At 68.5% G+C, this 11868-nt stretch carries 7 protein-coding genes; 4 read left to right on the top strand and 3 right to left on the bottom strand.

Annotated features, from left to right (window positions below; translation table 11 throughout):
* Positions 1-644 precede the first annotated feature (644 nt).
* The gene (locus ACLP25_RS14475; protein ID WP_442469885.1) at positions 645-3002 is read right to left on the bottom strand and encodes a DUF3772 domain-containing protein; all 2358 of its coding nucleotides are present in this window, start codon (positions 3000-3002) and stop codon (positions 645-647) included.
* Between the two features lie 159 nt (positions 3003-3161).
* Between ACLP25_RS14475 and ACLP25_RS14470 the strand changes: the two genes are divergently transcribed.
* From ACLP25_RS14470 to ACLP25_RS14455, 4 genes are all read left to right on the top strand, one after another.
* Entirely contained in the window at positions 3162-4310 is a 1149-nt protein-coding gene (locus ACLP25_RS14470; protein ID WP_442469884.1) for an ATP phosphoribosyltransferase regulatory subunit, read from the top strand.
* Positions 4307-5308, top strand: a complete 1002-nt coding sequence (gene hisG / locus ACLP25_RS14465; RefSeq protein ID WP_442469883.1) for an ATP phosphoribosyltransferase — start codon at positions 4307-4309, stop codon at positions 5306-5308. The genes ACLP25_RS14470 and hisG overlap by 4 nt, the downstream gene beginning before the upstream one ends.
* Before the next feature lie 153 nt (positions 5309-5461).
* Entirely contained in the window at positions 5462-8836 is a 3375-nt protein-coding gene (locus ACLP25_RS14460; RefSeq protein WP_442469882.1) for an AAA family ATPase, read from the top strand.
* Between the two features lie 253 nt (positions 8837-9089).
* Positions 9090-9665 (top strand): hypothetical protein, encoded by a 576-nt coding sequence (locus ACLP25_RS14455; protein WP_442469881.1) that lies wholly within the window; start codon positions 9090-9092, stop codon positions 9663-9665.
* Positions 9666-9979: 314 nt separating this feature from the next.
* Here the strand turns inward: ACLP25_RS14455 and gorA are convergent, their stop codons facing one another.
* The gene (gene gorA, locus ACLP25_RS14450) at positions 9980-11365 is read right to left on the bottom strand and encodes a glutathione-disulfide reductase (RefSeq protein WP_442469880.1); all 1386 of its coding nucleotides are present in this window, start codon (positions 11363-11365) and stop codon (positions 9980-9982) included.
* Positions 11366-11376: 11 nt separating this feature from the next.
* The coding region (locus ACLP25_RS14445; RefSeq protein WP_442469879.1) for a DUF2059 domain-containing protein at positions 11377-11868 on the bottom strand (492 nt) is incomplete at its 5' end.

Raw genomic sequence — 11868 nt, 5'->3', positions numbered from 1 at the left:
TTACAAACCGACGCAGCGCTGGCCTTCGGCCTGATCGTGACCGTCGACGGCGAATTCGCCGCGCTCGTCGTCATCGTCGCCGCGCCGCCCTCAAGCTGAAAAACGGGACTTCGTCACCGTGCTGTTAACGTCGACACCAGCCGTCCGCTTTGCGCAAGGAGCGTTCAATCGGTAACGGCTCCGCGAACCCGTCCAAAGCACGACGAAATCGGGTCGCGACGGTCAAACCCTTACCCGACGGCCTTCGACTATTGCCCCGGGCTTCGCGCGCCGCAATGAGATTATCGCCAGCGTGAAGGGGAACGGCGCGACTTTTTAGTGCGGAAAAACAGAACTGTTTGGTATGATCCCTTCATGCGAGCCTCGGATGAAACCCAAGCGGACCGACGCCGTCCTTAAGCGGGACGCGGCCGCTTGCGCGGGGACGGGCCGCATGACGAATAAAATTCGCGCGCGCTCGCATGTAACCCATTGAAAAGGCTCATTTCGGTCGAGAGAATCCAAGGAAATACAAGAGAATCCAAACATCCAAAACTCCAGAATTTGCGGAGCTGCGACGCAGCCCCGCGCACGCCTCAGGAAATCCAAATGTCTCGCGCCGCACCCAGGCGGCCGGCTCTGTTCGCCTCCCAGCCCCCATGCGTTCACTGCGCGCCCGTGCGCGGCGCCAACGGGGGATAGGGGATGCGGATGCCGGCCTCGCGGAGGCGGCGCAAGATGTCGAAATTCATGTCGCTCTGCGTCACCCCCGCCGTCTCGACGTCGTCGACGAAGCAGATCAGGTTGAACTTGAGCGCCCAGTCGCCGAACTCGACGAACTGGACCGAAGGGGCCGGGATCTTCAGCACGAGGTCCCGCGCCCTGGCGGCGTCGATCAGGACCTCGCGCACCTGCTCGACGTCGCTCTCGTAGTCGACATTGATCGCGATCAGAATGCGGCCGATTCGGTCGGGGTTCACCCAGTTCTTGACCACGCTGGTGACCAGATTCGAGTTCGGCACGATCAGCGTCGCCCGGTCGAAGGTCTCGATCTCGGTCGCGCGGGCGTTGATCCGGCGCACGAACCCCTGATCGGCCCCCACCATCACCCAGTCGCCGACCCGGATGCCGCGCTCCCACAAAAGGATGAGGCCCGAGACGAAATTGTTGGCGATCGACTGCAGGCCGAAGCCGATGCCGACCGACAGCGCGCCCGCGATGATGGCGAGCTTCTGCACGTCGAGGCCGACCTGGGCGGCCCCAAGCAGCACCGCGACCGTCGCCCCGACGTAACCGAAGATGGTGCTGATCGAGTTGCTGACGCCGGGGTCGAGCCGCGTCTCCGGCAAGAGGCGCGCGCTGAGCCACCCCTGGATGAGCCGGGTCACGAACAGGGCGACGCCGAACACCGCGGCCGCCGCGAGCATCGACGACAGCGACAGCGTGACGCCGCCGACGCCGAAGCCGAAATAGGCGGCGCGCAGCGAGCTGAACCAGTCCTGCGACTGCACGCCCCAGGGCTCGAGCAGGGCCGCCGCGGCGATGACGACGATCACCAGCCGTGCGATTCCCTGCACGACAACCACGATCTGCGCCAGCACGTGACGGCGCAGGCCGAACAGGATCATGAGCCGGGCGCCGATCGAAGCGTCGGGGCTGAGCAGCGCCTCGGCCCCGTCCCGGATGACGATGTCGAGCAGGTAGAGAAGACACCCGAGAATCGTCAGAAAGATCGCCTGGTTGACCAAAAAGGTGGCGAAGGCGACGTAGCCGAAGGCAGCCGCGCCGAAGATGAGGAAGGCGGCGATCCAGGCCAGCGTTCGCGCCGGTGCCCACCGGTCGGACTGGGCGGCGGCCGCGGCGGTCTGGTTGGGGGCGTGGCCCGGGGTCAGCCGTCGCACCGTGGCGCCGAGCACGGCGGCGACGAGCGCCGCCCCCAGCGCCCGACCGGCGACGGCGATGTTGAGCGAAGCGACCGCGTCGGCGGCGGGCTCGATCAGCCGTTCGACCGCCCAGATCGCCGCGATCGTCATGGCGCCGCGAAACAGCCGCCGCGCCGTCCTGTCGCTTACGGGTATGAGCCGCCAAGCCAGCGCGTGCAGCGAGAGCATCCCGCGCCCGACCGCGTTGACCACCACGAGCAGGCGCGCGGCGTCGAGGAGCGCGTCCTGCACCCCCTGCATGCGCGGGTCGCTGAGGTCGAAGGCGTCGAGCGCGAGCGCCAGGACCCACAGTCCGAGCAGCGGCAGGGCGGCGAGCACGAGCATCGTCCAGCCCGCCGCGAGCGCGCGTTTCAGCCGGCTCGGCGATTCGGCGGCGGGATCGCGATAGATGACGCGCCGCGCGATCCAGTGAATCGGGAAGGCTACAAGCGCGAGCAGCAACACCGCCCCAGCCAGGCCGAGGCCTTGCGGGGTCGTAAGACGACTGCGGACGCCGGACAGCCAGTCCCCGACAGTCCCGGCGACCGCCTGGACATCGGACGGAATCTCGCGCGAAACGCTCAGCCACAATTGCGGATTGAAGACGGAGGACGAGCGCGCAAACGTTTCGCGCGCAAACAGGTCGCGACGCCGCGCTCCGATCCGGGTCGAAATGTCGTCGGCTTCGAGCAGCATGGCGCGGGCGGCGCGCAGGTTGGCGTCGAGCGCGTCGTGTTTCTGCTTCTCGGTTTCCAGCTCCGCGGTCGCGGCGTCTGTCGCCGGCGCGGCGTCCTTGTCTTTGGTCTTGGGCGTCAGCTCGGCGAGGCGCTTGACCGAAGCGGCGAGCCGGGGCGTCAGGTCGGCGATCGCCGCCTGCAAAGCCACGCCGAGCGGATCGTTCTCCGCCCTGAGGCGCAGGAGATCGGCGTCCGTCAGATTCGGCTGCTTCAGTGTGTTCTCGATGCCGGTCAGCGCGTTGCGGGTCGCATCGAGGTCGAGCGGCCGCTGGTCCTGCGCCGCGGCCGCAAACACCCAGGAAAGCGCGAGCGCGAGGACGGCCCAGCGGAGAAGGCGCAAAACCGAAAGCGTCGTCACGGACACGAAGGACCGACCTGATGATTCGGGGAGGGAGAATCCCCTGTCGCATCCGACCATGGCCGCGCCATGACGGCAACCGCAGGCCCGCGCGCGCCCTCATTCACCTTCGGATCGAAAAAACGCTGCGCCCGGCGCGGCGCTTTGTTAAAGGAGGCGGCCATTTTGAGGACAAACCCGGTGAACGCGACCCTGCTCGACGCCACGCTTCCCCTCGCCCGCAGCGCCGGCGAGCGGGCGCTCGAGCATTTTCTGGCGTCGGGCTTCAAGCGCATCGAGCCGGCGATCCTGCATCCCGCGTCGATCTTCCTCGACATGTCCGGCGAAGCCATTCGCGGCCGGCTGTTCCTGACGGCGGACTCTTCCGGTGAGGAGCTGTGCTTGAGGCCGGAATACACGATCCCGGTCTGCCGCGCCTACCTCGCCTCGGACAAGGCCGGCGCGGTCGCCGAATATTCCTATCTCGGGCCGGTTTTCCGGGCGCAGGCCGAGGGGGCCGGCGAACGCGCTCAGACCGGCCTCGAAAGTTTCGGCCGCAAGGACGCCGAGGCCGCCGACGCCGAAGTTTTCTCGCTCGCGATGGAAGCCGCCGCCGCAGCGGCGGGAAAGCTCGCGGCGCGGCTCGGCGACGCCGGTCTCTTCGACGCTCTCTTGTCCGCGCTCGCCCTGCCGGAGGTCTGGCGCCGTCGCCTCAAACGCGGGCTCGCTGAGGGGCGCGACCTTGCCGCCATCCTCGATGGGCGCTCGCAAAGCGCACTCGCCCAGCCGGGCGTCCTCGCGGCGCTGGAGAGCGCCGACCATGACGGCGCCCGCGCGCTGGTCGAGGATCTTTTGGCGATCGCCGGCATCGACGCGGTCGGCGGCCGGACGGCGAGCGAGATCGCCGACCGGTTCCTCGAGCAGGCGGCGCTGCGCTCGGGCGACTCGATCGGGATCGAAAAGCGCAAAATTCTCGAATCCTACCTAGCCGTTTCCGGCGACCTGGACGTCGCCGCCCAGACGCTGCGCGGCCTCGCCGGCGCGGCAGGCCTCGACCTCGGCGCCGCGCTCGACGCCTTCGAATTGCGCAACGGCTTCATCGCCGCGCGCGGCGTGGCGATCGAGGAGACGCGCTTTTCCGCCGCCTTCGTGCGCGACTTCGACTATTACACCGGCTTCGTGTTCGAGGCGCGCGAGCCGTCGCGGCCGGACGCCAGGCCTGCGCTCGCCGGCGGCCGCTACGACGGCCTTGCCAGAAAACTCGGCGCGAAGGCCGACATTCCCGCGGTCGGGGCGGCGATCACGCTCGACCGCCTGCCCGGAGCGCGCCGATGACCGTCGACGCAGCCGCCGAGCCGCCCTTCGTCCTCGCCGTCCCCTCGAAGGGACGCCTTCAGGAGAACGCCTCGGCCTTTTTCGCCCGCGCCGGCCTCGAACTCACGCAGGGGCGCGGGGCGCGCGACTACCGCGGCGCGGTCGCAGGATTGCCTAACGTCGAGGTCGCCTTTCTCTCGGCTTCCGAGATCGTGGGCCAGCTCGCCGCCGGCGCCGCCCATTTCGGCGTGACCGGCGAAGACCTGGTGAGGGAAAAGGTTTCGGACGCCAATCAGCGGCTCGAGCTGATCGCCCCGCTCGGCTTCGGCCGCGCGGACGTCGTGGTCGCCGCGCCACAGGCCTGGATCGACGTGCGCACCATGGCCGACCTCGAGGACGTCGCCTCTGTCTATCGCGCCCGGCGCGGCGAGCGGATGCGGGTTGCGACCAAATACGTCAATTTGACGCGCCGCTATTTCGCCGAGCACGGCGTCGGCGACTACCGGATCGTCGAGAGCCTTGGCGCCACCGAGGGCGCGCCGGCGGCCGGCGCGGCGGAGCTGATCGTCGACATCACCACGACCGGCGCGACGCTCGCCGCCAATGCGCTGAAGCCGCTCGACGATGGGCCCATTCTGCGCTCGCAGGCGATGCTGGTCGCCTCGCTCGCCGCCCCTTGGGGGCCGGTTCAGCGCAAGTGCGCGCGGATCATTCTCGACCGGATCGCGGCCAGCGAGGAGGCGCGGAAGTCGCGCGAGGTTCGCGCCCGTCTGCGAGGCCCCGCCAACGGATTGTTCGCCGAGGTTCGCCAGCGCTTCGGCGCGCTGCCGGCGTTCGGCGAGGAGCCCGATCCTCGCGGCTTCGTCGCGCTCCATTGCGCGAAGGCCACGGCGGCCGACCTCGCCGGCTTTCTGCTCGCACACGGCGCCGAACGCGTCAGCGTCGTCGCGCTAGAGCACGTTTTCGACGCGCGGAATCCGCTGTACGAAGCGCTGGAGAGGCGAATCGGGGCGGGGTAGGGGCGCGGCGGTGAGCGCGGGGGCGCGAGGCGCCACGCCGTGGCCGCTCATGGCGTCGTCGCAATGTGACGCCCGTCACTGCGTCATTGCCAAATTGGCTTAGCTGTACGAGGGTGAGGTTCATTCGGAGAGGTCCGGGCGGAGGCCTCGGCCATGGCGGCGGGACGGATCGAGATTCTGGGCGGCGACGTCTTCTGCTCGATCGCGGGCGGAGGCATGGAACAGCGCATTCCACTCGCCGAGGCGACGCCGAAGCTTACGGACTGGGCGAAGCGCTACGACAAAGCGTCTGAATGCAACAACGGCGACGCGCTGGCGGCGATCGGCCGGGAAATGTTCGACTGGCTCGACGGCTCCGGCTGGGCTTCGGCCTGGGCGGACGCGCTCGGCGAGGACTGGATTCTCGAGATCAAGGTCGGCGCTAAGCTTGGCGTGAGCGAAACGGCTTTGCTCGACGCGCCTTGGGAGCTTCTCGCGCGCGCCGATGGGCCGCTCGCGCTCGACGCCCTGCAGCTCTTCGTGGTCGCCCGCCGCGTCGGCGAACCGGGGACGCCTTTCACGCCCCGCCACGCCGACCTGCAGCTCATGTTCATGGCCGCCGCGCCGCAGGGCCAGCGTGAGCTCGATTTCGAGGCGGAGGAGGCGGCGATCCTTCAGGCGACACAGCGCCTGCCCTTGCGCCTCGTGGTCGAGGAGACCGGCAGCAAGGACTTCCTCGGCGAGCGGCTGAATTCCGACGAAGGACCGTTCGAGGCGCTTCATCTCTCCTGTCATGGCGACATCGACGCGAAGGCCGGGCCGGTCCTGCTGCTCGAATCGGCCGAGGGCGGCGAGGACAAGGCCGAGCCGGGGGCGCTGGTCGCGGCGCTCGGGGCCAATGCGCCGGGGCTCGTGTTCCTCTCGGCCTGCCGGACGGCGGAATTCGGCCGGGCGGAGGGAGCGCCAGTCGGATTCGCGCGCGAGGGCGAGGCGCGCCGCGATGCGGGCGAGGGTCCGCGTCCGCCGCAGACGGCGGCCCCGTTCGCGCGGCAATTGGTCGCGAAGATCGCCAATGTGATCGGCTGGGACGGCTCGGTCTACGACGCGGACGCGAGCGCCTTCGCCACTGTCTTCTATCACGCGCTCGCCAACCGCTCGGCCATCCCCCGCGCAGCGGCGGTCGCGCGGCGGGAGCTCAAGCGGACGAACGCCGAAAACGGTGAGCGCGGTCGGCACTGGCATTTGGCCCGCGTCTATCTCGGACCGCAGGGCGGCGGGGCGCTGTGCGCCGCGGGCAAGCCACGTCGGCGGTGGGACGCCCAGAAAGTCGAGAAAGCCTTCCTCGACAAGGACAGGCAACGCGTCCCGGTGGCGACGCGCGAAGAATTCGTCGGCCGCCGGCGCGCGATCCAGACGGTTCTGCGGGCGTTTCGTGATGGAAAGCAAGCCGTGCTGATCCACGGCATGGGGGCGCTCGGCAAGTCGAGCCTCGCCGCGCGGGTGATGAGCCGCATGCAACAGCATGCGCCGGTCGTGATTTTCGAACGTTATGACGCGCTCGCGATCTTTGACGCGATCCTCAAAAAACTCGACCCCGGGATTCGCGACGACGAAGAGCGCAAATGGCGCGAGCGCGTCAAGGCTCGGACGTCTGCGCTGGGCCTCGCATTGGAAGACTGGCTCTCAGGCCCTTTGGATGAGCAGCCCGTTCTTCTGATCGTCGACGATCTCGAACGGATTCTCGAGACGCCGAAGCAGAGCGATGCGCCGAACGCCGTGCAGGAGGCCTATCGCGAGGCGCTCGGCGCCGTGCTCGCGGCCTTCGATCGGGCGACGACACGGTCGCGGCTGATCGTGACGAGTCGATACGACTTCGCCCTGCCGGATGGCAGCGGCGGAGATTGCGCCGCCGGTCTTCAGCGCGTGCCGCTGCGGCCGATGGAGCCACGCGAGCGGATCAAGCAATGGCGCGCGCTCGCGGGCGCCGAGGCTGGCGGGCTCGACGAGGAACGCGCCGAGCTTCAGTCACGCGCGCTGGACGCCGCTTCCGGCAATCCCGGGCTGCAGGCGATCCTGACGCGGCCGATCCTGGCGGGAGAGATCGGCGCGGCGAAGACCGCGATCGACCAGATCGACGTCTACCGCAAGACCGGCGCGCCTCCCGCCGAAATCGAGGCGCTGATCGAGAACGGGACGGCGAAGGATTCGGACAACGCGCTGATCCGGTTCTTCGCGCGCGTGTCGTTTGGCGCCTATCGTGACGCGCTGACGGACGACCAGGCGCGGCAATTGTCGGCGGCGACGTTGTTTTCCCCGGAGGTCCCGATCCCGCTCGCTGCGCTCGGCGCGGCGGGGCAGGCCCTGGGGGTCGAGAAGCCGGAGGCGGCGATCGCGCGCCTCCTCGGCCTCGGCCTTTTCGACGACTGGGGCGCGATCGACGGCATTGCGCACGCCGCCGCTAACCCGCTCGCGCGGCCGCTGGCGCCGCTGCTGGAGGAACCCGACCTGCCGCGCCTCGCCCGCGCCGCGCTGCCTGCCCTCTCGAACGCGTGGTGGAACCCGGACGGCGCGTTTCCACAAGACCCGCGAGGACTGGAAGTCGCGCGGATAGCGCTCGCCGCCGGGGCGGAGCCGGCGGTTCTCGAGGCCGCGGTTCTGGCGGGGGCCGCATGGCTCGAATGGTCGAATCGCGAGACGCGGGTCGCCCATGGGCTGATCGCTGCGGCGATGCGCGCCTTTCCCGACGGCTGCGCCTTCGGGCCGGAATTCCTGCGCCTCGCGCTCGAATGCGCGAACCGTTTGGGCGACGCCGATCTGATCCCGAGGATCCTCGCCGCGACGGTGCGCCCAGCGCCGTCCGGCAATCCCAAGGCGCGATGGGCGCATGCCGCATTCGACCTGCGCCGCGCCGGACTTCTGATTCAGTCGGGCGAGGTCGCGCCGGCGGAGGCGTTGATCCGCGGGGCGCGAGCCGCGTTCCAGGGCTTAGGCGACAACCGAATGTCGGCGATCGCTTCAAGCCAGATCGCCGACATTCTGCAAAGCCGAGGCGAGGTCGACGAGGCCTTGCGCATCCGGCGCGAGGAAGAGCTGCCCGTCTTTGAGCGCATCGGCGACGCGCGCTCCCGCGCCGTGACGATGGGCAAGATCGCCGACATTCTGCAAAGCCGCGGCGAGGTCGACGAGGCCTTGCGCATCCGGCGCGAGGAACAGCTGCCCGTCTATGAGCGCATCGGCGACGCGCGCGGCCAATCGGCGACCTTATTTAAGATCGCGACGGCTCTTCTCGGCTCCGGCGGCCTCGAGGCGGGCCGTGCCCAGGAGATCTATGATGCGCTCGCAGAATCCTACGCCATCGTCCTGAAACTGGGCCATCCTGACGGCGTCGGCCCCGTTGGCGCGCTGCTCGCCCAGGTCCTCGCGATGGGCGGCCGTCGCGACGACGCGCTCGCCGTGCTGGACCAGTCCGAGGCGGCTTTCGCCAAACTCAGCGACGCGGGAGGGGTCGCCCACGTCAAGGAATTGCGCGGGTTGATCGCGGGAAGTTAGGGCAAACGACAAGCTGTCGAGGATAATCCATGACCACGAGCTTCGTTCATTCCCTCGACCTCGCCTTTGATGCGCGCCTGGTCGCGTTCCGTCCCGACGCGCACGCCGAGGATCGGATGGGGATGCGCGGCGGCGCCGAGCCTGGCGCCGGCGCGGCGGCCTCGCCGCCAATCAGCGACAATCTGCGCGCCGCGTCGACGCCGGGTCCATCGTCTCCTTCGTCTCGGGGCTTTCGGCCGAGGAGACGAGCGACGTGCTCTATTCGACCCAGCTCGCCCAGCGCGCGGCGAGCGCGAAATTCGATCGCTTCGCCGCGACGAAGGACTGGTACGGCGTCTATCTCGACGTGCTCGACCGCCTCGGCTGGGCCGGCGAGGCGCTCGCCTTCACCGAGCGCAAGACTTTGGCCGGAAAGTTCAGCATGGACCGGTCCGCCCTCGACGTGATCGCCGCGATCGCCACCGGCGCGCAGCTCGCGATCCTGGTGAAGACGCTCGACACGCTGAAGAAGCTCGGCGAGGCCGACCGGCCGCTGAAGATCTTCGATCTCCAGGCGATGCGGGAAGCGAGCGGCAATTTCCAGATCGGCGCGGCGCAGAAGGCCGACAACGGCTCGGTGTCGGTCGCGCTCGGCGCCTTCCATTTCCGCGCCTCGGACGACCGCGGCAAGTTTTTGTTCTGGAGCTGGGGCGCGGAGGAGGTGAGTTTCTGGACCGCAGTGCGCAAGATGACCCTCAACGCCGACCTCTACGCCGTCCACCGTCCAGCCGTCGTCGCCAAGCTCAAGGCCGACGCCGCGGATTACGTCGACGAGCTCGCCATCGCGTAGCCCCGCCCGCGCTGCAGCAAACTCTTCTGAAAAACAGCACTCCGTGCTAAGGTTCTTCGAGTCGGACTTCAGCGGTCCTGAATTTCGGAGACGCAAACATGCGAGAGAGCATAAGGGAAACGTGTTTTTTAGCGGCGCCGAACCGGAGGGCGCGAATTTTTCTGCGATTCTCCGCCGCAACCCCTTGAAATCGCTGAAAACACGGTCGGATAAGGGGGCCTTTTGCGCGTCCGAACGGGTATCGAACGCATGTCGAATGGGGGCCGAAGGGCGGCCAAACGGGCGCCGAACCGGGGCCGAGCGGCCGGCCGCCCTCACGCCATCCACTCGCCGCCGTCATAGCGGCGGGAGGGCTTGCGCATCGTCACCAGCTCCTCGGCGGCCGTGGGATGGACGGCCACGGTCGCGTCGAAGTCGTCCTTGGTCGCGTTCATCGTCATCGCCAGCGCGACGAGCTGGATCATCTCGCCGGCGTTTTCGGCGAGGATATGCGCGCCGAGCACCTTTTGGGTCGCGCCGTCGACGATCAGCTTCATGATCGCCCGCTCGCCGCTGCCGGACAGCGTCGCCTTCATCGGCCGGAAATTGGCCTCGTAGACCTCGAATTTTTCCAGGCGCACGGTCGCCTCGGACTCGGTCATCCCCACCGCGCCGAGTTCGGGCGTGCCGAACACGACGCTCGCGACCGTGTCGTAGCGGATCGCCCGCGCGCCCGCGCCGAAAAGCCGGTCGGCGAGCGCATGGCCCTCGCGGATGGCGACCGGGGTCAGATTGACGTGATCCGTCACGTCGCCGACCGCGTGAAGCCACGGGACGTTGCTGGTGAGTTCTTTGTCCACCAGGATCGCGGCGTGGGAGCTGAGCTTGACGCCCACCGACTCCAGGCCCAGACCCTCCGTATAGGGGTGGCGCCCCGTCGCTGCGAGGACCAGGTCGACCTCGATCGTATGGCCGTCCGACAGCGCGACGCGGCGCGTTCCGTCGCGGAGCTTCTCGATCCGCTTCGGCAAGGAGCCGAACCGGAACGCGACTCCCGCCCGAAGCATCGCGTCGCGGACGCCCGCGCGCATGTCCTCGTCGAAGCCGCGGAGCACGTTAGTCCCGCGCATGACCTCCGTCACCTGAGCGCCCAGCCGCTGCATCAGCGAGGCGAATTCGACCGCGATATAGCCGCCGCCGACGACCATGAGCCGCTTGGGAAAGACGGGCAGGTCGAAGATCTCATTGGAGGTGATCGCGTGCTCGAACCCCTCGATCTCGGGATGGAGCGTCGGCCGCGAGCCGGTCGCGATCAGGACGTGTCGCGCGGAAACTTCCCGTCCGCTTGCGAGCCGCACCCGATGCGGACCGACGATGGAGGCCCTTTGCTCGATGAGCTCGGCGCCGGACGCGGCCAGATTGGCGCGATAGGCGGCCGAGAGGCGGGTGATCTCCTTCTCCTTGGCGGCGACGAGGCTCGGCCAGTCGAAGCGCGTCTCGCCGACGGTCCAGCCGAACCCGGCCGCATCGGCGAACTCGTCGGCGAAGCGGCTCGCATAAACGTAGAGCTTCTTCGGAACGCACCCGCGGATGACGCAGGTTCCCCCGATCCGGCTCTCCTCCGCCACGATCGTCTTTGCGCCATGTCCGGCGGCGATGCGCGCGGCGCGGACCCCGCCCGAGCCGGCGCCGATGACGAAGAGGTCGACGTCGAAAGCCATTTGCAGCCGGCCTAGAAGTCGACGCCCTTCTTCTTCATCTCTTCGCGCGCCTTCGTGACGATGTCGGTCGAGAGATCCTGGCGCCAGGGTCCCAGCAGGTCCTGAAGTTTTTCGAAGAAGATCGGCTGGATCAACAGATATTTCTTGCCGGTCGGGCTTGCGAAGAATGCGGCGACGTCCTCGAGCTCCTTTTCATTCATGGCGAGCGCAAGCAGCGCCTCGCTCTTTTCGTAGGTCTGCTGCGCCGACTTGTCGAACTCGGGCTTGATCGCGATCAGGGTCTCCCTGAGGCTGTCGCGAATCTCGGGGTGCGTCGTCGTGACGTTGCGCTCGAACTCGGCCATCATCGTCGGCACGGTCTTGGCGATGGAGTCCTTGACGCCCATGTCGATCAGAAGCTGATCCGCGGCCGCGATCGCGGCTGGCGACGGCGGCGGCGGAACCGCAGAGGCCGCGCCGGGCGTCTGGTCGGCGGCATAGGGCGCCGACCCCCTCAGAACCAC

It is taken from the genome of Roseiarcus sp. (assembly GCF_052145395.1).
Taxonomy (GTDB): domain Bacteria; phylum Pseudomonadota; class Alphaproteobacteria; order Rhizobiales; family Beijerinckiaceae; genus Roseiarcus.
The sequence above is the reverse complement of the archived record's forward strand: the minus strand, read 5'-3'. Positions and strand labels throughout refer to the sequence as shown.

Coding starts and splice junctions, on each gene's coding strand:
- hisG (WP_442469883.1), top strand. CDS start 4,307: ATGACCGTCGACGCAGCCGCCGAGCCGCCCTTCGTCCTCGCCGTCCCC.
- ACLP25_RS14460 (WP_442469882.1), top strand. CDS start 5,462: ATGGCGGCGGGACGGATCGAGATTCTGGGCGGCGACGTCTTCTGCTCG.
- gorA (WP_442469880.1), bottom strand. CDS start 11,365: ATGGCTTTCGACGTCGACCTCTTCGTCATCGGCGCCGGCTCGGGCGGG.